The sequence below is a fragment of the Streptomyces xanthophaeus genome (genome assembly GCF_000725805.1).
GTDB lineage: Bacteria > Actinomycetota > Actinomycetes > Streptomycetales > Streptomycetaceae > Streptomyces > Streptomyces xanthophaeus.
In genome coordinates, this window is sequence record NZ_JOFT01000019.1 from 70,702 (window position 1) to 93,312 (window position 22,611).

At 69.3% G+C, this 22,611-nt stretch carries 27 protein-coding genes and 3 pseudogenes; 20 read left to right on the forward strand and 10 right to left on the reverse strand.

What is annotated here, in order from left to right:
* Positions 1–20: 20 nt before the first annotated feature.
* Positions 21–1,190, reverse strand: a complete 1,170-nt coding sequence (locus tag IO30_RS0113520) for a 4-hydroxybenzoate 3-monooxygenase (RefSeq protein ID WP_031142660.1) — start codon at positions 1,188–1,190, stop codon at positions 21–23.
* A 312-nt stretch (positions 1,191–1,502) separates the two neighbouring features.
* Between IO30_RS0113520 and IO30_RS43375 the strand changes: the two are divergent.
* Positions 1,503–1,664, forward strand: a pseudogene (locus IO30_RS43375) (isochorismatase family protein); the annotation flags it as partial.
* A 149-nt stretch (positions 1,665–1,813) separates the two neighbouring features.
* Here the strand turns inward: IO30_RS43375 and IO30_RS0113530 are convergent.
* Positions 1,814–2,002: a chaplin gene (locus IO30_RS0113530; protein WP_051902218.1), complete on the reverse strand. Its 189-nt coding sequence runs from the start codon at positions 2,000–2,002 to the stop codon at positions 1,814–1,816.
* 329 nt (positions 2,003–2,331) lie between these two features.
* Between IO30_RS0113530 and IO30_RS0113535 the strand changes: the two genes are divergently transcribed.
* Both IO30_RS0113535 and IO30_RS0113540 read left to right on the forward strand, forming a co-directional pair.
* Positions 2,332–2,523: a DUF4236 domain-containing protein gene (locus IO30_RS0113535; protein WP_031142664.1), complete on the forward strand. Its 192-nt coding sequence runs from the start codon at positions 2,332–2,334 to the stop codon at positions 2,521–2,523.
* A gap of 191 nt (positions 2,524–2,714) precedes the next feature.
* Positions 2,715–2,972: a WhiB family transcriptional regulator gene (locus IO30_RS0113540; RefSeq protein ID WP_031142666.1), complete on the forward strand. Its 258-nt coding sequence runs from the start codon at positions 2,715–2,717 to the stop codon at positions 2,970–2,972.
* 136 nt (positions 2,973–3,108) lie between these two features.
* On the opposite strand, the gene IO30_RS0113545 is transcribed toward IO30_RS0113540, so the two are convergent.
* Entirely contained in the window at positions 3,109–3,900 is a 792-nt protein-coding gene (locus IO30_RS0113545; RefSeq protein ID WP_157853231.1) for a hypothetical protein, read from the reverse strand.
* A 206-nt stretch (positions 3,901–4,106) separates the two neighbouring features.
* Complete coding sequence (locus IO30_RS0113550) at positions 4,107–4,448, reverse strand: HopJ type III effector protein (RefSeq protein WP_031142670.1); 342 nt, start codon at positions 4,446–4,448, stop codon at positions 4,107–4,109.
* A gap of 339 nt (positions 4,449–4,787) precedes the next feature.
* On the opposite strand from IO30_RS0113550, the gene IO30_RS0113555 reads away from it, so the two are divergent.
* From IO30_RS0113555 to IO30_RS0113575, 5 genes are all read left to right on the forward strand, one after another.
* A complete protein-coding gene (locus IO30_RS0113555; RefSeq protein ID WP_031142672.1) occupies positions 4,788–5,228 on the forward strand; it encodes a hypothetical protein in 441 nt (146 codons plus the stop codon).
* A gap of 189 nt (positions 5,229–5,417) precedes the next feature.
* Positions 5,418–5,768: a hypothetical protein gene (locus IO30_RS0113560; RefSeq protein WP_031142674.1), complete on the forward strand. Its 351-nt coding sequence runs from the start codon at positions 5,418–5,420 to the stop codon at positions 5,766–5,768.
* A 210-nt stretch (positions 5,769–5,978) separates the two neighbouring features.
* On the forward strand, positions 5,979–6,779 hold the full coding sequence (locus IO30_RS0113565; RefSeq protein ID WP_031142676.1) for a maleylpyruvate isomerase family mycothiol-dependent enzyme: 801 nt from the start codon (positions 5,979–5,981) through the stop codon (positions 6,777–6,779).
* Between the two features lie 275 nt (positions 6,780–7,054).
* Complete coding sequence (locus tag IO30_RS0113570; RefSeq protein ID WP_031142678.1) at positions 7,055–7,711, forward strand: aminoglycoside phosphotransferase family protein; 657 nt, start codon at positions 7,055–7,057, stop codon at positions 7,709–7,711.
* A gap of 515 nt (positions 7,712–8,226) precedes the next feature.
* Entirely contained in the window at positions 8,227–8,871 is a 645-nt protein-coding gene (locus IO30_RS0113575; protein WP_031142680.1) for a LysE family translocator, read from the forward strand.
* Between the two features lie 142 nt (positions 8,872–9,013).
* Here the strand turns inward: IO30_RS0113575 and IO30_RS45365 are convergent, their stop codons facing one another.
* The 3 genes from IO30_RS45365 to IO30_RS41890 all read right to left on the reverse strand — a co-directional run bounded on the left by IO30_RS45365 (position 9,014) and on the right by IO30_RS41890 (position 11,445).
* Positions 9,014–9,190, reverse strand: coding sequence for a hypothetical protein (locus tag IO30_RS45365; protein WP_157853233.1), 177 nt, complete (start codon positions 9,188–9,190; stop codon positions 9,014–9,016).
* Positions 9,191–9,639: 449 nt separating this feature from the next.
* Positions 9,640–10,641: a TerC family protein gene (locus IO30_RS0113585; protein ID WP_031142682.1), complete on the reverse strand. Its 1,002-nt coding sequence runs from the start codon at positions 10,639–10,641 to the stop codon at positions 9,640–9,642.
* Positions 10,642–10,755: 114 nt separating this feature from the next.
* Positions 10,756–11,445 (reverse strand): hypothetical protein, encoded by a 690-nt coding sequence (locus tag IO30_RS41890; protein ID WP_157853235.1) that lies wholly within the window; start codon positions 11,443–11,445, stop codon positions 10,756–10,758.
* A gap of 134 nt (positions 11,446–11,579) precedes the next feature.
* Between IO30_RS41890 and IO30_RS0113595 the strand changes: the two genes are divergently transcribed.
* The gene (locus IO30_RS0113595; RefSeq protein ID WP_237403270.1) at positions 11,580–11,918 is read left to right on the forward strand and encodes a hypothetical protein; all 339 of its coding nucleotides are present in this window, start codon (positions 11,580–11,582) and stop codon (positions 11,916–11,918) included.
* A gap of 114 nt (positions 11,919–12,032) precedes the next feature.
* On the opposite strand, the gene IO30_RS0113600 is transcribed toward IO30_RS0113595, so the two are convergent.
* Positions 12,033–12,887 carry an endonuclease/exonuclease/phosphatase family protein gene (locus IO30_RS0113600; protein WP_051859227.1) on the reverse strand — a complete coding sequence of 285 codons (855 nt, stop codon included), beginning with the start codon at positions 12,885–12,887 and terminating at the stop codon, positions 12,033–12,035.
* Positions 12,888–13,051: 164 nt separating this feature from the next.
* Here IO30_RS0113600 and IO30_RS0113605 point away from each other — a divergent pair, with 164 nt between their 5' ends.
* Positions 13,052–13,360 (forward strand): hypothetical protein, encoded by a 309-nt coding sequence (locus tag IO30_RS0113605; protein ID WP_031142689.1) that lies wholly within the window; start codon positions 13,052–13,054, stop codon positions 13,358–13,360.
* Between the two features lie 222 nt (positions 13,361–13,582).
* Entirely contained in the window at positions 13,583–13,765 is a 183-nt protein-coding gene (locus tag IO30_RS0113610) for a hypothetical protein (RefSeq protein ID WP_051859265.1), read from the forward strand.
* A 15-nt stretch (positions 13,766–13,780) separates the two neighbouring features.
* Here IO30_RS0113610 and IO30_RS0113615 read toward each other — a convergent pair whose 3' ends face one another.
* Positions 13,781–14,404 carry a TetR family transcriptional regulator gene (locus tag IO30_RS0113615; RefSeq protein WP_031142693.1) on the reverse strand — a complete coding sequence of 208 codons (624 nt, stop codon included), beginning with the start codon at positions 14,402–14,404 and terminating at the stop codon, positions 13,781–13,783.
* A 99-nt stretch (positions 14,405–14,503) separates the two neighbouring features.
* Between IO30_RS0113615 and IO30_RS0113620 the strand changes: the two genes are divergently transcribed.
* From IO30_RS0113620 to IO30_RS0113640, 5 genes and pseudogenes are all read left to right on the forward strand, one after another.
* Positions 14,504–14,695: a hypothetical protein gene (locus tag IO30_RS0113620; RefSeq protein WP_031142695.1), complete on the forward strand. Its 192-nt coding sequence runs from the start codon at positions 14,504–14,506 to the stop codon at positions 14,693–14,695.
* On the forward strand, positions 14,692–15,045 hold the full coding sequence (locus tag IO30_RS46930; protein ID WP_031142697.1) for a DUF4190 domain-containing protein: 354 nt from the start codon (positions 14,692–14,694) through the stop codon (positions 15,043–15,045). The genes IO30_RS0113620 and IO30_RS46930 overlap by 4 nt, the downstream gene beginning before the upstream one ends.
* A 244-nt stretch (positions 15,046–15,289) precedes the next feature.
* Positions 15,290–16,912, forward strand: coding sequence for an MFS transporter (locus tag IO30_RS0113630; protein WP_031142699.1), 1,623 nt, complete (start codon positions 15,290–15,292; stop codon positions 16,910–16,912).
* Between the two features lie 135 nt (positions 16,913–17,047).
* Positions 17,048–17,392 (forward strand): annotated as a pseudogene (locus tag IO30_RS47610) (transposase); the annotation flags it as partial.
* Between the two features lie 44 nt (positions 17,393–17,436).
* A complete protein-coding gene (locus IO30_RS0113640; protein WP_031142702.1) occupies positions 17,437–18,234 on the forward strand; it encodes a hypothetical protein in 798 nt (265 codons plus the stop codon).
* Positions 18,235–18,455: 221 nt separating this feature from the next.
* On the opposite strand, the gene IO30_RS0113645 is transcribed toward IO30_RS0113640, so the two are convergent.
* Positions 18,456–18,941, reverse strand: coding sequence for a hypothetical protein (locus tag IO30_RS0113645; RefSeq protein ID WP_031142704.1), 486 nt, complete (start codon positions 18,939–18,941; stop codon positions 18,456–18,458).
* A 358-nt stretch (positions 18,942–19,299) separates the two neighbouring features.
* Between IO30_RS0113645 and IO30_RS0113650 the strand changes: the two genes are divergently transcribed.
* The 4 genes and pseudogenes from IO30_RS0113650 to IO30_RS0113670 all read left to right on the forward strand — a co-directional run bounded on the left by IO30_RS0113650 (position 19,300) and on the right by IO30_RS0113670 (position 22,558).
* Entirely contained in the window at positions 19,300–19,851 is a 552-nt protein-coding gene (locus IO30_RS0113650; RefSeq protein ID WP_051859228.1) for a hypothetical protein, read from the forward strand.
* Between the two features lie 44 nt (positions 19,852–19,895).
* Positions 19,896–20,490 (forward strand): annotated as a pseudogene (locus IO30_RS43385) (transposase family protein); the annotation flags it as partial.
* 176 nt (positions 20,491–20,666) lie between these two features.
* Positions 20,667–21,317 carry a hypothetical protein gene (locus tag IO30_RS0113665; RefSeq protein WP_157853239.1) on the forward strand — a complete coding sequence of 217 codons (651 nt, stop codon included), beginning with the start codon at positions 20,667–20,669 and terminating at the stop codon, positions 21,315–21,317.
* 356 nt (positions 21,318–21,673) lie between these two features.
* The gene (locus tag IO30_RS0113670; RefSeq protein ID WP_031142710.1) at positions 21,674–22,558 is read left to right on the forward strand and encodes a hypothetical protein; all 885 of its coding nucleotides are present in this window, start codon (positions 21,674–21,676) and stop codon (positions 22,556–22,558) included.
* Positions 22,559–22,611 lie beyond the last annotated feature (53 nt).

The window sequence follows — 22,611 nt, forward strand, 5'->3', positions numbered from 1 at the left end:
CCGGGGGAGCAGGAGTTGTTTCACACGCCGACGTAGTTCTCGGCGAACCAGTCCTGGTGCGCGCGGGACGTGCGCAGGGAGTCGAGGCGCGCACGCCGGAGAGAGGCGTGAAAGAACGATCCGCCCGAGGGGTCCTGGCCGGGAATCGCGTGCAGCAGCCCGGTCATCCACTGGGTGAACTCCTGCGCACGCCAGATGTGTGCCAGGCACTGCTCCGAGTAGCGGTCGAGGGCTGCCTCGTCGCCCCGGGCGAGGGCCTCGGCCAGGGCCTTGGCCAGCGCCTCCGCCTCCAGGACGGCGAGGTTCGCTCCCTTCGCGGCGGCCGGGGCGGTCAGGCTCGCGGCGTCACCGGCGAGCAGGAGCGATCCGTGGCGCAGCGGTTCGACCACGTCGCACGCCAGGTCGACGACGCCGCGCTCGACGATCGGCCCCCTGCGCAGCGGGCCGTGCTCGACGGCCCCCATCCGCAGGTCCAGCTCGTCCCAGATGCGCTCCTCGGACCAGGCGTCGGCCGCGAAACCGCGCGAGCACTGGAGGTAGTAGCGCGTGACCTGCGGGCTACGGGCCATGTGGCCGGCGAAGCCGCGCTCGTGGACGGCGTAGCCGACGGCGTCGAGGCTGGGCGGGGCTTCGGCCAGCAGGCCGAGCCAGCTCACACCGTGGTCGTGGTGGTGGCGTACCGCGGAGGGCGGCAGGGAGCGCCGGGCCGCGCCCTGCCGGCCGTCGCATCCCGCGACGTACCGGGCGTCCCAACGGGTGGGACGGCCGTCCGGCTCGCGGGTGGTGACGTACGGCCTGGCGCCGTCGGTGTCGTGGACGGCCAGCGCCTCCATGCTGAAGAGGATCCGCCCGCCGGCGTCGAGGTAGTGCGTCAGGAGGTCGGTCACCAGGTTCTGCTGCGGGTAGACGGTGTGCTGCTCGCCCCGGCCGAGGGCGCCGTAGTCGAGGCGGAAACGGCCGTCCCCCGTGCGGAACTCGCACGTGCCGTGGGCCCGTCCGCCGCGGTGCAGCCCGTCGGCAAGGCCATGGCGCTCCAGGACCCGTACGGTGTTCGGCGCGAGGAAACCGGCCCGGGCCCGGGTCTGGACGTGGGAACGGGTGGCGCGTTCGAGGACGACGCAGTCGATCCCGGCGGCCACCAGGAGGTTGCCGAGCACCAGGCCGGCCGGACCGGCGCCGAGAACGACCACATCAGCTGATTCACGTAACGATCGGGAATTCTGGTCTTTTGTCATAGCGCGGGAATCATAAGCACGGAAAAACTCGCGGACGATCATGAGTAATCCGAATGCGCTAATAGAACGAAAATCACCGCACCACCCGGAAGTCCCTTGCCCCTTGCGTGAATTGACGGCGGCGGAGTTCCTGTGGAGGATTCCCTTCCGCCATGATCGACGCCCGGAGGACAGCAAGCACTTCCGGAGCCGAGTCCCGCCCGCGGGGGCCGATCCCAGCCCATACGGCCGTGCCACTGTCGGTCGCCCGGCCTACCCTGGGCGACGCCGGTGGTCTGGGTACAGCATTCCGACGGCGACCTCGAACGGGACAGCGAGCCCTGGCAGTACGTGCCGGAGTTGGCTCGTCAGGACTCGGAGCCCCTCGTCCACAAGACCTACGGCGACTCCTTCGAGGACACGGAGTTGGAGGCGCTGCTCGCCGAGCAGAGGTGACGTTCACGGCGGAAACGGGCCGAGCCGTCCCCGTCCGGAGCACGGACGCCCCGTGACCTCGGAGGACCGAGGCCACGGGGCGTCGTGGGGACCTACGCGGCCCACTGGTGGGAGGGCCGTGAGGCTGCGCCGGGTGTGTCAGGTCAGGCGTTGACGCAGGTGTTGCCGAAGGCCGGGTTGAGCAGGCCGATGACGTTGACGGTGTTGCCGCAGACGTTGACCGGGACGTGGACCGGAACCTGGATCAGGTTGCCCGAGAGGACACCCGGGGAGCCCGCGGCCACGCCGTGGGCTCCGGCGTCGGCGGCGGCGACGCCGGCGGCGCCGGACATGATGTGTTGCGCTCCTCGAACTGCGGTGGGGATGGAGGTGGTTCTGCCCTGCGGGCAGAACGCGGGCCCTGTCCCCGGGCGGAGGTGCACGCCTCGCCGGGGGACATTGCCGTGCCCTGTGCAACGCGCGCATCGGCTCCGGGACACGGTTCCTGCCCCGGGCGGCCGAACCACCGCCACCGGAAAGCGGTGAAGCGTGCCTGGCCGTCGTCGGAGCCGACGGCGGGCGCATGGAACCGGTGGCGTTGGACAGACGAAACCCAACTGGCCTGAACGCAGCAACAGTCGGGCCGCTACCGTGCCCCTGCGTACTGAGGAAGTGAGACGTCATGCCGCTGACATTCCGCAAGAGCTTCAGGATCCTGCCCGGCGTCCGGCTCAACATCAACCGCAAGTCGTGGTCGATCACCACCGGCGGCGGGAAGTACGGGCCCCGACGCACCCACAGCAGCACCGGACGACGCACCACCTCGATGGACCTGCCCGGCCCCTTCGGCTGGCGCAAGACCCGCCGCGGCTGATCCGGACGGCCTGCAGACGGCCGTCGTTGCGCTGTTCCTCCCGCGCGGCGGGCCCGGCACCGAGCCTGGGGGACACCCCTCCCCGTACCTGGTTGAAGAGCGGGGCAAGTGATTGCCCCTCTGTTGCATACAGGTGCAGATCCCGGTCAGGTGGGTGGAGAAGCATCCGGCGACTCGAATGGAGGCACGACATGGACTGGCGTCACGAGGCTGCTTGCCGGTGGGAAGACCCGGACCTGTTCTTCCCCATCGGCACCGGTGGCCCCGCCCTGCTGCAGGCCGAGGAGGCGAAGGCGGTGTGCCGCCGTTGCCCGGTCCTGGACGCCTGTCTGGCATGGGCCCTGGACGGTGGCCAGGACATGGGCGTGTGCGGTGGCCTGACCGAAGAGGAACGGCGTGCCGTCAAGCGCCGGACAGCCAGGACGAATCGAGCCCGGCTGCGGGACTGACCAAGGAGCTCGGGCTCGGCCGAGTCGCGAACCGCCATCCCGGAAGGGTCCACGGCTCGGTGTCGGGCCACGCAGGTGGCCTGCCCGGCCGTGGACCCTGGCGGAGGGCCAGGGCGTCCCCTTGCCCGGTGGGGGGTCAGGTCCTGCTGGTGGCCGTGAGGATGGTGCCGCCGTGGAAGCGCCCGTAGACGGGAGTGCCTCCGGGCCACCTCGGATGGCGGCCGAACGGAACCCCCGTAGGCCCGGTGGCCCCGCGAAGGTCGGCCAGGAGCGCACCCTCGGGCAGCCGGGTGCCGAGGTCTGCGAGCGCCGGATCACCTGAGGCACGCGCTTCCTCGACGGTGATGGGCCTCGCGCTCGCGGGCCCGGCAGCGCGCGCCACAGCCTCCGGCGAGTCTTCGGGGAACTCGTCGCCGGCGTCGGCGAAGTCTCCGGTGAACCAGTTGAGGAACGCGGTGGAGAAGCCGCCGAAGTGTTCGGCGTCCCTCGCGGCGTACGTCACCAGCCCGGCCACGGTCACAAGCCAGTGCTGGAGCGACGGCGCGACCAGCTCGGCACCGTGGTTCTCCCAGAACTTGAACACCGGACCCCAAGCGCCCGTCGCGGGATCGACGTCCACGTAGTAGGTCTCCGCGCATGCGTTGGTGTGGACGATGCGGAACGAGCCCGGCTCGCCGCACCGCCAGGCGACCCCACCCGTGACGGCCTGGGAGCGGTACGGGGCCCCGAACTCACCGTGGTCGCCCACGTGCAGCGCTCCGACCAGGCGGCAGATCGCCCGGATCGGCTCGGGCACCGGAACACCCCAGCCGTCCATCTCCTCGTCGTTCACCCCTGAACCCAGGCATACGCTCTCCTCGGTGCCCGAGGCCTCCCGCAATGCCTCTACTACGTCCTGCCACGAGGGGGTTCCGCTGCTCCACGTCATGCACGGAGCTTCACATACGGCTTCGACGCTCACGGCACCGCGGTCTCAACGGGGTTCCCCACTACGCACGGCCCTGGATCCCGGCGAGGAGCGGACGGGCTCCCCGGACGGTCCGCTGGGGCACAAGGGGACGAGAGCCGCGGACGGGCGGCTTCTGCCCGCGAGGAGGGTCGGATGCTCGGCCGACGTGCCTCGGATCTCGCTGCTCAGCCCTTGCGGGACAGCGGCTGCCCGGCGAAGGTCACCCCTTCAAGGCCATGGGCGACGAGGTTGCGAATGTTGCCGTGATCGGTGTCGTTCGGCGTCGCCAGCACCTTGCGATAGTGCTCACCGAATGCCAGGAGTGCCTCCTGGTCGCTCAGTCCTTCGAGCAGGGCCAGTCCCAGCGTCTTGCAGGAACCCTCGTTCTCACCTGCGGCATTTTCGAGTTCTCCGTTGCGGAACGCCTGCGGCTGGTACTCGTAATGCGCGGTGACGAAGGCCAAGGTGTCGGCGAACTCGTGCTCACCTGATGCAAGGCTTGCCCGCAGCGAGTTCAGATCAGTCATGTCGGTTCCCCTGGGTTGAACAGACGATCCCATTGCCGTCTGTGACCGGACGACGATACCCCTTGTGGCCAGTCGGCAAGAATCGCGCCACTCGTCCGGCACCAGCGGCATCTCCGCAGGTCACGATGTGCGACTGTGCGGCCGGCCGAGCCGGTTCCGGTGCGGGCGATCGGCCACGAGGGCGGTGCTGATCAGCGGGCCGTTGCCGTTCCCGCCCTCTGCCCCAGGACGGGACGTTTTCGTGCACCTCTTGATGATCCGGCCGCGCCGCGGCAGGACCTGGAGCCGCTGTCGGGCCCCTGGTGCGCCGGTGACGGCCGGGCAGGCTAGGTTGCTGGGATGAGTCTCCTTGATGATGTGGCCGAGCGCGACGGCTGGCGCTGCTGGGTGTGTGACGAACCGGTCGACCCCGACGAGTCGGTGAACGACCCGCGGGGGCCCAGTGTCGACAGCCGCACCACCGACCGGAAGGCCAAGGTGGCCGAGCGGCTCGCGCACCGCGGGTGCAATACCCGCAAGGGCGCGGTCAAGGTGGTCATCGCCTGGCCGGAGCACCTGTACGTAGTCGAACCCGCGCCGCTGATCGCCGTTGCCGACAGGCTGGAGCGCAAGGGCGGCCGCGAGATGGTGGGCCGCTGTCCGACCAGGAAAGACGCCCAAGAGGCAGCGGATTGGCTGGTGGACCGGTTCTCCCGCCTGGTACCGGGGCTGCCGGTGACCGCTGACATCCAGGCCGGTGGCGGCCAGTTCCTCGTCATCCTCGCCACTGGCCGCCGCTGATCGGGGCTCACCCGCGCACACCCACGTCGTCGAGACGCCCGGCGGAGGGAACTCCGGGGGCCTCGTCGGCCAGAACGGAACGCCCCGTCACCGAGGGTGGAGGGGAGCTTCAGCTGGCCGGCGGTCCTGCTCAGGTGTGAGCGCAATATCCGCGAGACTCCGACACCGAGACTGTGGCAGTCTCCGAGCATGCCGTGGGAGCTGCGAGAACATGCGGGCCGTCACTACGCCGTCCTGTTCCACTACGCCTTGCCTGACGATGCCTGGTCTGTGGAGCTGAGCGAGGCCGTGCCTGCGTCGGCCAGGGGGGCCCAGAACCCCGACGCCGCGGTGACCCACTTCCCCGGCCCTGCAGTCTTGAGGGCGCTCGTCCCGGACGAGGACCCGAATCTGGAACCGACCGTCCACATCCACAGCCACGATGAGTACGTCGTGCCGTACGAGATCATGCGGTGGTTCATGGAGCAGGTGACCGACCAGGTTGAACGCTGCCGCACCGCGTTCGAGCACGCAGGACCTGAAGCAGGCGAACTGCTGTGATCGCAGCGTCGGAGCCCTCCTGGACGGCCCCGTTCAACGGACGGAGCACCGACAGGCACGACGCCTGGCGTACCGCCACCCCCCAGCGTCCTCGCAGCAGTGCGCAGCTTGCCCCCGGGCGGTGGGAGGCGAGGACGTCCGCACTGGCCGACCGGCGGCGACTGTGAAAATCGCTGTCCGATCATCGGAGCACGGTGATAGACATCCGGCGTGGAAAAGAATCTTGAGTTCCCTGACCTGTTGCGACTGATCGATGAACGGTCGACCGCCTTCCGCGCCGTGGTCGCCGCCGCGCCCGGTCTCGACGCGCAGGTGCCGACCTGCCCCGGGTGGACGCTGTCCGATCTGGTGAAGCACCTGGGTGGGGGAGACCGTTTCTGGGCCGCCATCGTCGACGCGGGGTCTGCCGACGCTCCCCCCGCCGAGGCCGTCGCCGCGCGCGCCGCGCTGGAAGTGCCGCAGGAGCGTGAGGCCCTGCTGGCCTGGCTGGACGCGTCGACGCAGCTTCTGCTGGGCGCCCTGCGCGCGGCGGGGCCGGAGAGCGGTTGCTGGACGTGGTGGCCCGCGTCGCAGTCACCGCAGACCGCCGGCGGTGTCGCCCGGCACCGGGTCCAGGAGACCGCGGTGCACACCTACGACGCCCAGCTCGCCTGGGGCGCCCCGACGCCGCTGCCGGTCGAGCTGGCACTCGACGGTGTGGAGGAGTTCCTGTTCACCGTCTGCGCAACGCCGAGTGCCTGGCCGCACAAGCCCACGGCCTTCGACTTCCACGCCACCGAGGGCCTCTCCTGGCGCCTCACCGTCGACGGCGACGGCGCACGCATCACCCGCATCCCCGCGCCCACCGCCGCGACCGGCGAGGAGTCGGACGCAGCCGGCGCCTCCGTCCACGGCACGGCCAGTGAGCTGGTCCTCTACCTGTACGACCGCATCCAGGCCGAGTCCTTGCGCGTGGACGGCGACGCAGGGCTGCTCGACCTGCTCCGCGCCTGGGAGCCGGAGGAGAAGTAGGACGTGGCGGGGGCGGTTGGCCCGGGGGCAGTACCTCGCCGACGCGTGAGCGGGCGATGACCCACTCGTTCCGCTCCCGCTCAGCCATGGCCAGCTCCGCCTGGAGGCGGTCGGCCTCCTCCCGTAGATCGTCGACACGTCGGCGAGCGGTGAGCTCACGCTGTTCCAGCAGTCCCACGACCGACGGCATCCTCGACCTCCAGCACGCGGTGTGACGGAGCTCGCCAGAGCGCTGATCTAGCGTCAACCGGGCTGCTCCAACTTGGTTCCTCGGCATGAAGATCGGCGAGTTGGTGGGGGCCGGTCGGACAGCGGATGTGTTCGCGCTGGACGACGGGCGGGTGCTACGGCGCTATCGGGGTGGTGATGACACCACGGTCGAGGTCGCCGTAATGGCGTACCTGGCGGAGCACGGGTTCCCGGTTCCTGCTGTCTGGCCGGGGACGGCCGCAGGCGAGCTGGTGATGCAGCGGCTGTCCGGAACGACGATGGTGGACGCCCTGATCAACGGCGCGATCACCGCCGAGCAGGCGGGGGAGATGCTGGCGGAGCTGCTGCGTCGTCTGCACGAGATCCCGGCACGCATCTCCGCTGACCCGGGGCATCGGGTCCTGCACCTGGACTTCCATCCCGAGAACGTGATGTTGACACCACAGGGACCGATGGTGATCGACTGGGCCACGGCAGCGGAGGGTCCACCCGGTCTGGACTCGGCGATGGCCGCGCTGATCCTGGCGGAGACTGCCCTCGCCATGCCTGCCGCAACCGGTCTGCTCTCCTCGCTGCTACGGCATCTCGGCGGCATCGAAGAGATACGGATGCACCTTGCGGAGGCCAGGAGGCGGCGGGCCGCAAATCCGACGCTCAGCCCAGAGGAGGCCGGCAAGCTCGACGAGGCGGTGGCCCTGATCACCGAGACAGCTGGTTCCTGAGACACCTCTGGTGCGGCCAAGGGAGCAGGAGCGTGGGGACGTTCGACGGCGTGAGCCACGTCATCGGGCACTCGATTCGTCTCGTCTTCGGCGCGTTGTATAGTGGATCTTGAGCTCGTCGCCGTGATCTGCGGTTGCCGGGTCTCGCGTTGGTGGTCCAAGGAAAGACACCCCACTTCCTGTGGGGGGATGCAGGTGCAAGGCCTGCCCAGCGCTCGATCAAGGCCCCGCCTCCTTCACGGAGGCCGGGGCCTTTCTCGTTGAGCGCGGATGCCTCGACTGAGATGCGTCCTGGGGACCGCTCTTCCCTCCCGGCCGGCTTCAACTGCGGTCGCACCACTGGATGTCGTCGGCGGGCGAGGAACGGGGCAATGGGGGTGCGTGGGGGAGAGCGAACAGCGAGGCCGTATTCTGCAGACGGCGAGACCAGTTGCTGTTGATACGGCGTAGCCGTCCGTTGCAGGTGGGCGGCCCGGTTCGTATCAGGTGCTGACGAATGACCAGGAGGTTGCCCGGTGATCACTCTGAGCGCAGTCGCGGGGGTGGCGCTGGTCGAACTGGGCATGGCCCTGACTCCGGGACCGAACATGATTCACCTCGCCTCTCGCGCGATCACCCAAGGCCGTAGGGCGGGCCTGATCAGCCTCAGTGGGACCGCCGTCGGGTTCGTGTGCTATCTGCTGGCTGCGGCTGCCGGCCTGTCGGCGCTGTTCGCTGCCGTGCCGTTGGCGTTCACGGTGGTCAAGCTCGCCGGGGCCGCCTATCTGGCCTACCTCGCATGGGGCATGCTCAAGCCCGGCGGCCGTTCGCCCTTCGCCCCTGCGCATGACCTGCCTCCCGTGTCTGACGCCCGCCTCTTCTCGATGGGGCTGCTGACGAACCTGCTCAACCCGAAAATCGCCCTCATGTATGCCGCCCTCCTGCCCCAGTTCCTGGACCCGGAGGCAGGTCCGTCCTGGGGGCAACTGCTCCAGCTCGGTGGGGTGCAGATCATCGTGGGGCTCTCGGTGAACGCTCTGATCATGTTGGGCGCAGCGCGGGTGTCAGGGTTCCTGACCGCCCGTCCTCGTGCGATGAGCATCCAGCGGTTCACGGCAGGTGGCCTGCTCGGAGCCTTCGCGCTGCGCACCGCACTGTCCCCTACTCCTGTCTCGGCCTGAAGCAGGACCGCATCACTGTGACGCCGGACTTGGGGCTGGGGCCCGTCACCCGGTCCTCGGCACCGGCGGGGGCGGCAGCACCCACTACAAGAGCTGCGACGCCGCCAAGGCGGCCGGTGCGGCGCTCATCCGGGGTTCTGGCTCAGTAGAACCACGCCATCAGCAGAAGCCATGTGAGCAGCGCGATGGCAGCGGCAAAGAGGGCGCAGGAACCGCCGATGAGCTTCACCGCCCCGATCTCCTCCCGCGGAGGCGGGGGCAGGGGGATGGTGTATCCGGGCGGTGGCGGCGGGCCGGGCGGCGGAACCTGGACGGACATGAAACCCCTCGAAGGCAGGCGCGGATCCCATAACAGCCGACGTGGCCCAGCCTTGCACACGAACTGAACATGTTCAACAGGTCGTCTGAGGCGCAGGCCGCATCGACGGGCTGTTTGAGATTCGTTGACGGCCCCGGCCCACCGCGTCGGCCCGCGGGCGCCCGATCGATCTTGCTAGTGCGCGGGGGGCCGCTTGCTCTTGGGCTCCAGCCGGTAGTCGGGGCAGTGCGGGTTTTGGCACGGGCTCGGACCCCAGACGGGAACGAATACGCCCAGGGTCTTGTGGCGGCCGATTCTGGCCGGAACGGACTGTTCGCAGGTCTGGCACGTGTACGTGTCGACCGCGCGCTTCAATTTGACCATTTCTTTACGATATGCCCGTTCTGGCGGGTTCGGAAGGGTTCAGCACCTCTTCGTCGGAGAAATCTGCTCAGCCACGATCAGGCGGGTCAGCTGGGGTGCTCAGGGCCGTCCGCGGCGGGCGGCTCGCCGGGAGCTTCGGTTTGCCGTGAGCCGGTGGGAGCGGGCCGCCTGAGGCTGAGCGCGACGGATCCGGCCAGGACGACGACGATGACGGCCAGGCTCACGGGCGAGGGGATTTCCGGGATGTCGGGGCTGATGAGCTTGTGGGATGCCTGGAGGATGAGTTTGACGCCGATGAAGGCGAGGATGATCGCCAGGCCCCTGTTCAGGTAGTGGAAGCGGTCGAGAAGCCCTGCGAGCAGGAAGTACAGGGCTCGCAGGCCGAGGATGGCGAACGCGTTGCTCGTGTAGACGACGAAGGCGTCGTCGCTGACCGCGAGGACGGCGGGGACGCTGTCGACGGCGAAGATCAGGTCGGCGGCCTCGATCGCGGCGACCACGGCGAGCAGGGGCGTCGCCACCCGTTTGCCGGCTTCCTTCACGAAGAACTTGGCTCCGGCGTACTCGTCCCGGACCGGGATGACCTTGCGGAGCAGTCGCACGGCGAAGCTCTTGCCGGGGTCGAAGCTGTCTTGGTCGTCCTTGAGGAGTTTGTAGGTGCTGTAGAAGAGGACGGCCGCGAAGACGAAGAGCACGGCGGTGAAGCGGCTGACGACGGCGACGCCGAGGGAGAGGAAGATCCCGCGGAAGACGAGGGCGCCGATGACACCGAAGAACAGCACGCGGTGCTGATAGGCGCGGGGGACCTTGAAGTAGGCGAAGATCACTGCGAAGACGAACAGGTTGTCGACCGACAGGCTCTTCTCCAGCAGCCACGCCGTCGTGTACTCGGTGCCGGCGGTCGTTCCGAGAACGAGGAACACGACCCCGCCGAAGAGCAGGGCAAGGCTCACCCACAGGGCGCTCCAAGAGGCCGCTTCCTTGAAGCCGATGACGTGTACGTCGCGGTGGGCCAGCAGATCCACCGCCAGCGACACCACCACCGTCGCGGCGAACGCCCCCCACAACCAGAGTGGGACCTCATACACGCCGAACACCCTCACCAGGGCCTGCGCGAGATGCGCTGACTCCTATACCAAAGTGTCCGGCACGGAGCCTCGGCGAGCACATCGGCCTGACCGTGCGGCTCTCGGGCGGGCGTTTCACCGTCCTCTCGGCCGCCGCGGCCTCCGGCGCCGCTTCTCGTACGCCTCCCGGATTCCGCCGGCCAGCCCCAGGAGCACCGCCGCCCCGACCGTCACCTCGGCTGCGGTGCGCAGGCCCCGGCCGTGGACGTCCCCGGCAGCCCGCGGGGAGACCTTGCCCTGCGGGTCGTGCACCACCGCCAGCAACTCGCCCTCCTTCGCGAGCCGCGAGGGCATGTCCAGGTGCTCCGGTCCGCCAGGGGGGCAGTCCAGGCGGTGGTCGTAGGAGGTCCGGGTCGTGGAGGTCCAGTGGCCGTCGGCGTCCATGGAGGATTCCGTCCTGGTGTGCTCGGTGACCTTCAGCACGATGCAGCTGATCTCGACGCCCCGGTCCTCCAGCGCGCTGTGCCCCACGGACACGAGTGCCAGGACGGCGCCGAGGCCGGCAGGGAGGGCGGACAGCGCGATGAGAGAGGCTCCGCGCCGCGCGGCCACGGCGGCGTGCCAGCCGAGCAGGACCAGCGGGAGCAGCAGCCCGCCGAGGAAGAATCCCGAGCGGCCCAGCGACCCGTACGCCGACGCCCAGGCCACCCCGAACGCCAGCGCCGCGGTCAGTGGCGGTACGGCCAGCGCCACTGCGGTCCGCCAGAGCCCGCGTGCCCATCCCCCCTGCCAGCCCGCCATGCCCGCCCCCCCCGTGGCTCGCACTTGTGCCCTCCAGGTAACCGCGACGGCACGGGCACGTAAAGGGCTCGGCTGTGGGCGCGCGTCCGGCGTACTCATGCTCGGCTAGGTAGCCGCACCCAGGCGGAACCCGGGGTCCGCCGCCTAGCCTTCGGATCATGAGTTCCGTGCACCAGATCGATCCGTTCGCAGAAGAGGCTCTCCCGCAGCTGACGGGAACCTGGTCCCTCATGCTGGGCACCGCCGCTGTCGCGGCCGTCGGCTGCCCCCTGCTTCCGGAATTCGTTCCGAACCTGCTCCGCTACGTCCCCGTCTACTTCATCCTGCCCCTGGGGATCTGGGCAGTCATCTCAGGAGGCATCGCCCTGCGGCGGGTGCGCGGCGTCGAAGGAGCCAGTCGCATCCGGGCGCGGGCCGGGATCGTCCTTGGCACGCTGGCCGTGGTCACGGCGGTGGCGGCCATCGTCTGGGCGTGCTGGGCGCTGAGCCACATCTGAGAGTGACCGGCCGACCGGCCGGTGCAGGGTCCTCGCCATACGGGCGGTGCCTCGCACAGGCCCGGGGGGTACTGGTGCCGGGGCGGCCCGGCCCGGGGAGGAGAAGGAAATGGCCTAGTCCTGGTTCAGGTCGGTGTGGAGCAAGTGGTGGTCCGAGTGCGGGCTGGGGCGGACGCGGTGCGTGCGCGCGGTGATGCCGCGCAGGAACACGTAGTCGAACTTGCTGTCCCAATCGGTGGTCGTCGTGCAGGCGTCGGTACCGGCGGTCGAAGCGCGGCAGCCGGGGTCCGTGTCCGCGGCCAGGGGCCACATCGGGCCGAGTTCGGGCGCCCGCGGTACGGCGTTGAAGTCGCCGAGGACGATCGCCCGGTGGTGACGGGCGACTTCCGCGGCGAGCACCTCGACCTGGCCAGCCCGCACCTCTTCCTGTCGGCGCTGGGCGAGGTGGGTGTTGAAGACGCGGACGGGCCGGCCGCCCACCAGCGTGGTGACGGCCAGGTATCCGCGGTCCTCGGAGCCGCCGTCGGGGTATTCGACGCTCACCCGGTCCGTCATCGGCGCCGCCGAGAGGATCGCCTGGCCGAAGCCGCCCGGCCGCCACGGCAGGCCCCCGCAGCGGTTCCAGTTACGCAGCACCACCCCGTACTCGACCCGGTAGACCAGCCCGTAGACCTCCTCCAGGTACGTGCGGATCTGCTCGACGTCGCGTTCGCAGGCTTCCTGCAGGCCGATCACCTGCGGCGCGTACGTGGCGATCTCCGTCGCCCGGCCGAAGTTGTGCCTGCTCCCGCCGCACGGATTGCAGATGTTCCACGTGCCCACCCGGTCGGGTACGACTGCCTTGGCGGCGTCGAACGGCAGCCTGGCGGCGGGCGCGTCACCGCTCGGTGCGCTGGGGCCCAGGAGCAGCACGATACAGACCGCGGTCATCGCGCCCGCGGCCCACCGCGCGCCTCTTCTCAGCACCATCGCCTCCCCGGACTGGACGCATATCATCACACGCCGCCGTGGTGTCCCAGAATGCCCTTCGTCGTGTCGTCGAGACCGCCATTGCCGAAGGCGCAGCGGGCCTGCCGGTGCCAAGGGGCCTACCGCCCTGTGCCGTTGTCGGTGGTGCCCCCTACGCTCCTCCTATGTCGGTCAACATTGATCTCGCCTTCACCGTCACCGGTGTCAGGGATGAGCCGCAGGCCTGGGAAATCGTCCGTGCCCTGGAGGAGCTGCTGCGCGAAGAGTCCCTCGCCCTCCAGGTGTCCCTGGGGGTGGCCGTGGACGACGAGGGCGCGTTCTTCGTGTCCGGCGAATCCGACTTCCCGCTCGGGATCAGCCGCTTCTACCTGTGGCGGCCGCACTTCGAAGGGCTGTTCGCGGCGGCCGTCGCCACGGTGGCCGCCGGCGCGAGTGCGAAGGTCCAGTGGGGCTACCCGGACGAGGAGTACTGACCGGGGCGGCCGGTCGCGGCCGATGCCTCGGTCGATGCCCCGGTCGATGACATCGGCCGGTCGGAGTCCGGCTGGCGAAGACGGCGAAGACGGCGAAGACGGCGGAGACGACGGAGACGTCGAAGCAGGTGTCGCGCTACGCGGACCGCGTCAGGGCGCATGGGACCCGAAGCCCGGGGCACAGGGTGGTAAGGACGGCTCTTCGCTCAGGAGGTGGTGGCGGTGCGCGGTACGAAGGTGCTGGACTCCTTTCCCGCCGGTGACCCGTACGGGAGTTGGCCCGCCGAGGAGTACGCGGCCCGGTGCCGGGAGCGGGGCCAGCGGGCGACCGTCGTGATGGACCTGGACCGGGACGCCTTCCTCGTCGTGGCGCCCGACACGGACGTGGTGCGACAGGCCGCGTAGCGGCGCTCCGCGCCGTCAGGTCGGCCAGTTCACCCGCCCGAGATGGATCAGGCGGAGCTGTGCACGGGCCGTGCAGGTGGCGGCCGACCAGTCCTCCCCGCGGAGCGAGGCGGCCAGGAACGCCGAGGCCGTCATGAACATGTGGTCCACCTGCAGCCGGGAGAGCATCGTCACGTCCTCGGCGTCCCAGCCCGCGCTGACGGGGTCGGCAGCGAGCGCAACGCCCGTCTCCTCGGCGAGGACGTCGAGTTGCCCGGCGATGGCGTCGCGCACCGCCGGCACGCCGCCGTGGCGCTCGCGAACCAGGAACCGGACGTGCGCGGGTCGGCTGCGCACCAGTTCGGCGACGAGCTCCACCGCCGCGTCGCCGCGCCGGGCGGCGTCTCCGGTTGCCGCGAGGATGTCCCGCACCGTCTTCTGCAGACTGGCCAGCGCCTCCTCGACCAGTGCGGTCCCCAACTCGTCCATGCCCCGGAAGTGCCGGTAGAAGGCGGTGGGGGTGACTCCGGCGGCCCGAGTCACCTCCCTGAGGCCGAGGCTGCCGAGGCTGCGCTCCTCCAACTGCGCCAAGGCCGCGTCGAGAAGGGCACGTCGGGTACGGCGGCGCTGGGCCTCACGAAAGCCGGGCTGCGAAGTCATGGCGCAAAGTCAACCGCGTCACACTTGTCCTCCGCCAGCATGAGGCAAACTGAACCGGGTAGTCAGTGAACAACTGTTACCTGAATGGAAGGACGCATCATGCTCTTCCTCGTAGGTGCGTTGCTGGTGCTCGGCGTCGTCCTCGGCGCCGTGGCCCACGTCCCCGTACCCGTCAGTTTGGTCGCCGGTCTCGTCATCGCCCTCTGGCTTGCCCTCTTCGCCGCACGCGAGCGCTTCTCGGGCCTCCGCCGGGCCGCACGTCTCGACCACGAACGGGGAGGTCTGCGATGACCCCCCTCACCGATTCCCGCAACCCGGCCCACACCCCGGCCCGTACCGGAGCCAGGGCCGGGGCCCAGGCTCAGGACCCGGCACCGGCCCAGGATCAGGCTCAGGCCCCGGCCCGTACCCGTGACGCCGACGCGATGGCCGTCACCGCATTCGTGCTCGGCCTGGTGGGGCTGCTCGTGATGAACCTCTTCCTCGGCCCGATCGCCCTCGTCCTCGGCGCGCTCGCCCTGCGACGGCACACGACCAGGCCCGGCCGGGCCCGCTTGGGCATGGCCCTGGGCCTTGCCGACCTGGTGGTCCTCGCCTGCCTCGTCACCGCAGACGGGACATGGTCGTGGAGCCTGACCTGACGCCCCGGACCCGCCCGCGGCATCAATGACGGTGTGCGGGCGTGGACACGTATGCCGAACCAGCCGTTCCGGTGGCTGTCAGGGCCGATGCCGTAGGCCGCGATGCCGTCCGTGAACCGGGGCGGCAGCGGCGGGGTGGGCGGACTGCGTCGGCAACGGTCGGCGTGTCATCCCGATGGGGCGAGGTGCGGGGCGGTAGATCAGGCAAGACTCTCGCCAAGCCCCATTTCGCCCCGGAGGTCCCATGTCGAAAAGCGATGCGCCTCGCATCGACGTTCCGCCTGAGGCCCCGGCTCGGGCGTCGCTCGTCCTGGCGTCCCTGATCATCGTTGCCGCGGTGGCCAACTTGAACCTGTCGGTGGCCAACGTGGCGCTGCCCGCGATCGGGAAGGCCTTCGACTCCTCCCAGAGCGCGCTGAACATGATCGCCGTGGGGTACTCCCTCGGCCTGGCCGCATCGGTGCTCTATCTGGGCGCGGTCGGCGACCGTCACGGGCGCAAGCTGCTGCTGCTCCTCGGTACCGCCCTGTCCGTCCCCGCCTGCCTGCTCGCCGCGTTCGCGCCGAGCGACACCGTCCTCGTGTTGGCCCGGATCCTCGGCGGGCTCTCGGCCGGCATGGCCTACCCGACCACCCTGGCACTGATCACCGCCCTGTGGGCGGGGCCGGGGCGGACGAAGGCCATCGCACTGTGGTCGGCCCTGGGCGGCGGCATCTCCATGCTCGGGCCGGTGATCGCGGGCGCGCTGCTCGAACGCTTCTACTGGGGGTCGGTGTTCCTGGTCACCCTGCCCCTCGCCGTGGTCGCCCTCGTCATGGCCCTGCTGTTCGTCCCCGCGCACGCCAACGAGTCGGCCGAACCGCTGGACAACCTCGGCGGCGTCCTGTCGGTCCTCCTGGTCGCGGGACTGGTGCTGGCGATCAACTTCGCCGCCGTCCCCGGCCAGGGGGCACTGGTCGTCGGCCTCGCGGTGATCGCCGTGGCCGGTGGCGCGGCGTTCTTCTGGCGTCAGCGCCGTGCTCCCAACCCGTTGTACGACCTCCACATCGCCGGTCGGCGCACGTTCTGGGTCGCCGCATGCGCGGGAATCATCGTGTACGGCGCCATGATGGGGTCGGCGTTCATCAGCCAGCAGTACCTGCAGAACGTGCTCGAGTACAACCCCGTCGAAGCCGGCGCCGCCATCCTCCCCCTCGTCGTCATGATCGTGCTCGTGGCCCCACGATCCGCCAAGCTGGTCGAGACGCGCGGTGCCCGCACGACCCTGCTGATCGGTTACGCGTTCCTCTTCCTCGCCTTCGCCTGGATGCTGCTGTTCTGGGGCGAGGACAGCAGCTACTGGCAGATCGGCCTCGCCTACGTGCTCATCGGCATCGGCTCCGGATTCGCCGGGACGCCCGCATCCCACTCGCTGACCGCATCGGTGCCCGTGCGCCGGGCCGGCATGGCCTCCGGCACCGCCGACCTGCAACGGGACCTCGGCGGGGCCGTCATGCAGTCCATCATGGGCGTTCTCCTCACCGCCGGCTACGCCTCGGCCTTCAGCGCGGCGATCGCCGCATCCCCCGAGAGCAAGGACGTGTCGGACCAGGTCCAGAGCGAGCTGACGAAGTCGTTCGCCTCCGCCGGGCAGGTCGCCCAGCAGCATCCCCAGTACGCCGACCAGATCGTCGCGGCAGCACGCGAGTCGTTCCTCCACGGCGATGACTGGGCGTACACCGTCGGCCTGGCCGCGATCGGCCTGGGTGCGCTGCTGATCTTCTTCATGTTCCCGCACCGGGACGCCGAGCGGGAACTCCTACGGCGCTACTACACCGAGGACTCCGCCTCCACCGCCACCGAGAGGCCGAGCGGACCGGGAGCCTGAGAGGCCGGCCGGATCCGGGCCGCGGGTGCCGGGGCGAGGCGCGGACAAGGTGAGCACCCCGCTGAGAAGAAGGGGCTCTGGTCCACTTCTTGTGGTCGTGTACGCAGCGTGACCGTTGCTCGTCGTCAATGGCTGTTGAGATCGCCCGAAAATCGCCCCGGCCAGGTCGTACTGGCGAACTGCCCTGAACTGGACGCACTCGCCGGGCACGTCCGTTCCTTCGCCGGCATGCTCATTCAGTTACAAGGCCACCAACTTCCGGCATGGATCGAGGCAGCGACCACCGCCGACCTGCCCAGCCTCCAGCGATTCGCCCTGCACCTGGAACGCGATCTGGATGCTGTCACTGCCGGACTCTCGCTGCCGTGGAACTCCGGAGTCGTCGAAGGCCATGTCAATCGGATCAAGATGCTGAACCGCGAGATGTTCGGGCGCGCAGGCTTCGAGCTCCTCCGCAAGCGCGTCCTGCTCCATACGTGACACCCGCGTACAACTTTGACTCGTCAACGCATTAGCCTCAGCAAGTGACCGACAGCAGCAGCCAGAACGAGCAGCCTCACCCCGCCACGCTGCCTCCCTTTCGAACACTGCTGGACAGTACGAACTGGGCGTCGCTCGCGACTGCCTGCGGGACGGGCGAGGGTGTGCCAGCGGCACTGACACTCCTCACCGACGCTGACCCGGTCATCAGGGAAGCCGCTCTGCACGATGCGCTTGGGCCCGTGACTCACCAGAACAGCATCTACGAGGCCACTGTCCCAGTGGCGCTCTGCGTCGCGGCGCTCCTCAATGATCCGGCCATCACATCGGGCGAGGCCAACCCCGGCCCCGAGGCACCGAACCGCCCGACTCTCGTGCAGCTGCTCGACTGGCTCGGCGACACCGCCTACGACGCCAACGACGAGTGCGTTGCCATTGACGAACACCACTACGGTGAGGGAATTCACGATGAGCAGATGCGGGCGTTCCGGGACGCACGCCCGGCGATCTTCTCGGCAGTTCATCGCGTTCTCGGTCATGACGACGCCGACGTGCGCCACAGCGCCCTGGTCACCGCCATCCCCCTCATCGAGCACCCCCTCCTCACCCGACACCGATCCGATCTGGCCGACCACGCCCGACGCCTACTGGCCACCAGCACCGACCGACACCACCGAGACCGCGTCCTCGACGCGCTGAAAGCCTGGGGTCACGACACCAGCGCACTGGAGAACGCGTCCGACATCGCGGCCCGCGAGCACTACGCCCGCCTCAGAGCCGCCCGCGCTTCCTGGGACAGCAACTGGACAGGCGGTAGCTACAGCGACGCCCCGCCGTTCTGACGCAAGGTCCATGACCCCTCAACCGCCATGGCCACCCTGCGTGGCCGCACCACAAGAAATGGACCAGAGCCGCAGAAAGGGAAACGACCCGACCTCGGCGACAGGCCAGAGGCCGAAGTCGTCAGGTGCGTATATCTCCAAGACGGGCTGCATCACGATCGCCCTCATCTCGGGCAGGGGAGCTGAGCACAGCGGATAGGGGTGTACGCCGCCACCAGGTCTCACGATTCAGAACGCAGTCCAAGAACACTGTGCTGCACCACACCCGAGGGAAGATCGCTCTTGCCTGAAGCCCGAGCCGTGAGATCCACGAGTCCGGGCCGGAGGTCGGTGGCCGGCTCACCAAGGACGATGGCACTGATGATCAGCTCGATCATCAGGCGGTCGTACTCGTCGCCCATGCTCCGATAGCGCTCTCCATCGGACTCCACCACGGCAGAGGAGATCCTCCTGCCACCATCAGCCACGGGGGCGAAGGACGCCGCATAGATGCCGAGACCGGTCCAACTCCGGTGCATGAAGACGACATCGCCTTCGACGAAGACGTTCCACTTCTGATCCATGTCCCGGGCTGCACATCCGCGCCGGATCCGGTCCCAGTCCTCGTCAGTCCACACACGATCGGGCAGCAGAGGCACAGGCTTGGGCGTGGTGATCGGCTGGAGGCGACGGAACGACTTTCGGGTGAGCGGGTCATCGGCAGTCATGGGGTGATCCTACGGATGCACCACTCGGACAGGACAGCGGATTACCTCAAGGAACAAGCACCCTGGGCAGGGGCCACACCACCGCAGCCTTCTTCTCGGGCGCCTGCGAAGGGGCGGACGAGGTGGCCGGCGGCTTCGCCTGGCTGTCGCTGTCGCTGGTGCTGCCGCCGGTCGCGCCGACGACACCTACGGGCTGTCCCGGAATGCAGCGCCGGGCTGTCACACCACTACGCCCGCGCGGGCGGTGTCAGCCGGCGACCTTGGCACTTGCGCTCGACGGCCACTCCGGGAAGAGTCTCATCCGGCGGACGCTCACAGGGGCGATGCTGTGTGAGCCGGGGGCAGTGGGATGTGCGTAGTGGATGCGGCGGCCAGAGAGGCTGCTGTCGCTCGGTTCCTCCGCGAGTATCCGCAGGCAGGGCAAGCCGAAGGCGATCACCCCGCGCTTGTGGGCTGCGCCGATGCCGACTGGTCGCAGATTCCCGGTTGTCCTGCTGGGATCCCGGTCCTGCTCCGCGGGCTCCTCGATCAGGCCGCCGGCCCCGAGGCCCTGCGCGTGCTGGGCAACGTCTTGATGAACAGCATTCTTCACCTGAGCGCGGCCATGCCGACTGCCTTGCCCTTCCTGATCCGCCTGGCAGCCGTCCCTGACATCGGGGTGCGCCCCGGGCTGGTCGAACTCTTGGCCTACGTCGCGGAGCTGTCTCGACCCGTCGACGAAGGCCAGGCGGGGCTCTTCGGCAACGAGTGCGATCACCCAGAACGGGAATGGTGCAGGGCCGCGTTCGCCACACACGCCTCTGAGCTGCGCGCGTTGCTGGAGGACGAGAGTCTTCGGGACGGACTACTCAGCGTGGACGACCGCGAGTGCCTGCTCAAGGCTGTGGAACCACAGCGAGCCCTCTCCTGAATCTCGCAGGCCGGCACTTGTGGGGACCGTGTAACCATCTCGCAGTGGCTGGTGTGATCACGGCGTCGGAGCCGTCCTGGATAGTCCCCTTCACCGGGCTGAGCTCGCGTCAGTTCAGCAGGCTCATCGCCGCGCTGCGGCGCGAAGGTGCGGACCCAGTGCGCAAGGGCCGGCCCTGGAGCCTGCCACTGGAGGATCGTGTGCTGCTGGTCGCCGCCTGTTGGCGCACGAACCTGATCCTGCGCCAGCTGGCGCCGCTGTTCGGGGTTTCCAAGTCCGCGGTCGGCCGCATCATTGACCACCTCGGGCCGATTCTCGCGCTCCAGCCCCGAGTCGAAGAACTACAGGTACTCCACGAACCACCAGGTCGTCATCGACGCCGAAAGCCGACTCGTGGTCATGGTCGGCCGGCCCTTGCCCGGAAACCGCAACGACTGCAAGGCGTGGGAGGAATCCGGCGCCAAAGCTGCCGTCGGCAGGACCACCACGATCGCTGACGGCGGCTGTCCCGGCACCGGACTCGTCATGCCCCGCCGCCGCCGCAAAGGCGAAGACCCTCCCGACTGGAAGGAAGCACACAACACATCCCACAAGCAGGTCCGGGCCCGCGTGGAGCACGTCTTCGCGTGTATGGGGACTTCCGGGGCGGGGGCGGTATCCGTACCCGGGCGGAGGCTGCTGCCTCGTATCATCATCGTCCTGCAGCAGATGTGGATCAGGGACCTGCGGGAGGTGCTCGGGTCAACCGTCTACGACACCCCTTAGGCTGTGCGTCGGTCGGCCCCAGGCGCGGGTCCCAGGGGGCGGGGAACAGGATGTCCGTAGAACGTCACATAGCAGGGATGCTCCAGCAGATCGCCCGTCAGCAGGACACCGTCGAGGTCACCCCACAGGGCTCCACGCTGAAGGCAGCCGCCCTGGCGCACGTGGCGGAGCAGTACGGCTACACCTACGGCATGGCGTACAGGACCGGGTTCAAGAACTCGCTCGTCCAGGTCCGGATGTACCGGGACCCACAGCCGGACGCGCGCGTCCGCGAGGCGGCCACCATCACCGCGCACCCGCAGGCGGGCAACGGCGGGACCGTGCCGGGGCTGGAGCAGGGCTCGCTGAAGCCGCTGCCCGAAGCGGTCGGTGCCGTGGCCGTGCTGAAGGACCTCATCACCTTCGACGTCATGGCCCTGTACGTCGCCGACCGGGGCCAGAAGGTGAAGGTCTACCTCGCCTGCGCGGTTCTGACCCTCCTCCTGCTCATCGACAAGTCGCCGGTCGAAGCGGTCGCCTCCGGCGGGGCGGTCGCGCTGCTCAGCACCGTGGCGTTCGAGGTGGGCGCGATCCGCCGCAGGAAGATCGCACAGCGGCTGACGGAAGCCGGGTTCCTCGCGGTGCGCGACGAACAGGGAGGGCAGCGGTTCCTGCGCCCTGGGCAGCAGTTGCCCGGCCACACCAACCCGTTCGCCGCCTGAGGGCCTGGCCTGCGGCGCAGGCAGGACGGGCTACGGGCGAAGGCCCGAGACCGCCCCAGCGCGTGCGGCATCCCATCGCGGGCTCAACCTGAAGGAGCGCCCGTACGATGTGCCGTCCCCCTGTTCAGCGGGGTCAATCGACACGGTGAGGAATCATGTCCTGCATAGTGTGTGGGCCGGCGGCCAGCACAGGTGATACGAGCTGCGAACGGTGCGGAGCGGTTCTGCGTTCTCCTGCACCGGTGCCCGGTGCAGAACCGCTCGTGGTCCTGGCTCACACCACGTCCAGGCCCCCGGGAAGGGCGCATGGGGTTCTCTCTGTGAAGCGGCGCGCTGCTGCTTCCGGCACCGTACTGATGGACCTGCTCGTCCTCGCGGTGTCCTTGTTCCAGCCCTACTCCTACTCAGGACCGGCTGCTGCGCCCCGGCAACTGGCGGACGCCTCCGGCCCGGTGGCGTACACGGCGACCTTGGCCGCGGGCTTCGCTACGGGGGCGCTGCTTCTGCTTCGCGGGCGCACCACTCGTCCGGGTGCGGGCGTGATCGCCGGCACAGCCATGGTGTTCACCGCACAGCTGATCTCCACGACGGGCGACTTCCTGCGCAGTCCAGAATCGGGAAGTGACCTCTTCTACGGGCCGGGTCCCGGCTACTGGCTCAACCTCGTCAGCGGGGCACTCCTCGTCGCCGCAGCGGCCGTGACCACCACCGGCGTGGCCAAGGCGGGCGCCCTGCGGTTCCGTGAGTTCCGACTGGGCAGACCGTGGATGGTGACCGGGCTGCTTCTGACCGCACTCTGGGCTGCCGGAGTCTGGATGTCCTGGCTGCGCACCACCGTCACACAGGAAGCGGACGGCCGCACCAGTACCCAGACACTGACCGAGTGCTGCAGCCTGTCGACAGCCCCGGGCCAGACCGTGGCACAAGAGGCTGCATGCGCAGCGGTCATGATGCTGCTCGTTGTCGTCAGCAGTCGACTGAGCAGCGCATCTGTCGCCTTCGGCATGCTTTTCGGGATGGCCGTCGGGCTGGCGGGTCCGGTTGCTTCCGTGCTCTTCGCCACCCCTCCGACGCTGGAAGAGCTTGCCGTGTGGTGGGGTGTGAACGTGCAGGATCTGGTGCGGGACCAGACGGTCCTGACGGCTGAGCCGCAGCTCGGCATGTGGCTGACGGCCGCGGCCGTTGCCGGCTTCGCCTGCCTTGCCGGGGCCCGAGTCCGGTCTGCGGCCCGTACACCCTGATACGGGGAGGCCCCGGCCGCTCCTGGGTGACAGGTGCGGTTGATGTCGTTCCT

What these genes read in the sequence shown, in the direction of transcription:
- IO30_RS46930 (WP_031142697.1), top strand. Translation starts at nt 14,692, where the DNA reads ATGACCCCCCTCACCGATTCCCGCAACCCGGCCCACACCCCGGCCCGT.
- IO30_RS0113545 (WP_157853231.1), bottom strand. Translation starts at nt 3,900, where the DNA reads ATGACGTGGAGCAGCGGAACCCCCTCGTGGCAGGACGTAGTAGAGGCA.
- IO30_RS0113630 (WP_031142699.1), top strand. Translation starts at nt 15,290, where the DNA reads ATGTCGAAAAGCGATGCGCCTCGCATCGACGTTCCGCCTGAGGCCCCG.
- IO30_RS0113620 (WP_031142695.1), top strand. Translation starts at nt 14,504, where the DNA reads ATGCTCTTCCTCGTAGGTGCGTTGCTGGTGCTCGGCGTCGTCCTCGGC.
- IO30_RS0113550 (WP_031142670.1), bottom strand. Translation starts at nt 4,448, where the DNA reads ATGACTGATCTGAACTCGCTGCGGGCAAGCCTTGCATCAGGTGAGCAC.
- IO30_RS0113665 (WP_157853239.1), top strand. Translation starts at nt 20,667, where the DNA reads ATGTCCGTAGAACGTCACATAGCAGGGATGCTCCAGCAGATCGCCCGT.
- IO30_RS0113670 (WP_031142710.1), top strand. Translation starts at nt 21,674, where the DNA reads ATGGACCTGCTCGTCCTCGCGGTGTCCTTGTTCCAGCCCTACTCCTAC.
- IO30_RS0113560 (WP_031142674.1), top strand. Translation starts at nt 5,418, where the DNA reads ATGCCGTGGGAGCTGCGAGAACATGCGGGCCGTCACTACGCCGTCCTG.
- IO30_RS0113570 (WP_031142678.1), top strand. Translation starts at nt 7,055, where the DNA reads ATGAAGATCGGCGAGTTGGTGGGGGCCGGTCGGACAGCGGATGTGTTC.
- IO30_RS0113600 (WP_051859227.1), bottom strand. Translation starts at nt 12,887, where the DNA reads ATGGTGCTGAGAAGAGGCGCGCGGTGGGCCGCGGGCGCGATGACCGCG.
- IO30_RS0113615 (WP_031142693.1), bottom strand. Translation starts at nt 14,404, where the DNA reads ATGACTTCGCAGCCCGGCTTTCGTGAGGCCCAGCGCCGCCGTACCCGA.
- IO30_RS0113605 (WP_031142689.1), top strand. Translation starts at nt 13,052, where the DNA reads ATGTCGGTCAACATTGATCTCGCCTTCACCGTCACCGGTGTCAGGGAT.
- IO30_RS0113595 (WP_237403270.1), top strand. Translation starts at nt 11,580, where the DNA reads ATGAGTTCCGTGCACCAGATCGATCCGTTCGCAGAAGAGGCTCTCCCG.
- IO30_RS0113530 (WP_051902218.1), bottom strand. Translation starts at nt 2,002, where the DNA reads ATGTCCGGCGCCGCCGGCGTCGCCGCCGCCGACGCCGGAGCCCACGGC.
- IO30_RS0113535 (WP_031142664.1), top strand. Translation starts at nt 2,332, where the DNA reads ATGCCGCTGACATTCCGCAAGAGCTTCAGGATCCTGCCCGGCGTCCGG.
- IO30_RS45365 (WP_157853233.1), bottom strand. Translation starts at nt 9,190, where the DNA reads ATGTCCGTCCAGGTTCCGCCGCCCGGCCCGCCGCCACCGCCCGGATAC.
- IO30_RS0113555 (WP_031142672.1), top strand. Translation starts at nt 4,788, where the DNA reads ATGAGTCTCCTTGATGATGTGGCCGAGCGCGACGGCTGGCGCTGCTGG.
- IO30_RS0113540 (WP_031142666.1), top strand. Translation starts at nt 2,715, where the DNA reads ATGGACTGGCGTCACGAGGCTGCTTGCCGGTGGGAAGACCCGGACCTG.
- IO30_RS0113645 (WP_031142704.1), bottom strand. Translation starts at nt 18,941, where the DNA reads ATGACTGCCGATGACCCGCTCACCCGAAAGTCGTTCCGTCGCCTCCAG.